This is a genomic window from Endozoicomonas atrinae (genome assembly GCF_001647025.1).
Lineage (GTDB): Bacteria > Pseudomonadota > Gammaproteobacteria > Pseudomonadales > Endozoicomonadaceae > Endozoicomonas > Endozoicomonas atrinae.
In genome coordinates this window covers 1-524 of the sequence record NZ_LUKQ02000772.1, presented here as the reverse complement: position 1 = coordinate 524, position 524 = coordinate 1, and the positions used below count along the sequence as shown (strand labels likewise).

The 524-nt window shown below is 54.6% G+C and carries 2 protein-coding genes; both read left to right on the top strand.

From position 1 onward, the window contains the following. A partial coding sequence (locus AK963_RS34420) for a DUF6682 family protein (RefSeq protein WP_274520576.1) occupies positions 1–202 on the top strand: 202 nt, incomplete at its 5' end. After that, positions 203–524: hypothetical protein (locus AK963_RS30545; RefSeq protein WP_202969978.1), on the top strand; the 322-nt coding region annotated here is incomplete at its 3' end.

Genomic DNA, 524 nt, shown 5'->3' with positions numbered 1-524 from the left:
CCAGTTATTCAGTCTGGATGAGCTGTGGATCAACCCGGTGATCAACTACATGCTGTTCCGGGCATTCAGCATGGATATGGAAACGGAAGCCAATATGCAGCAGGCGCAGAGTTATCTGGCCATGTTTGCCAACGACCTGGGGCTGAAGTGGAACGTGGATCAACTGTTCCGGCAGATGCTTCAGGGCAAGGTGGAGGGATAGATGGAACTGGACACCTACCTTTCCCGCATACGCCCGTATGCCAAGGGCTGCCCGGATCAGGTGATCCGTAATTATCTGATCATTACCCTGCGGGATATTTGTCACCGTGCCAACCTGTGGCGACATCATGACAAGCTGTTTCTGGTTAAGGGTATCGAGGATTACACCCTGACCGCACCCACTGGCAGCGAGATAGCCACGGTGCAGAATCTCCTGCGGGAAGACGGCACCCGATTGGAAAGCCGTGATCTGCTGCCGCCTTACCTCGCTTCCGGTACCCCTTATTACTACCGCCATGTTGAAACCACTGCCCTGAGCGTTG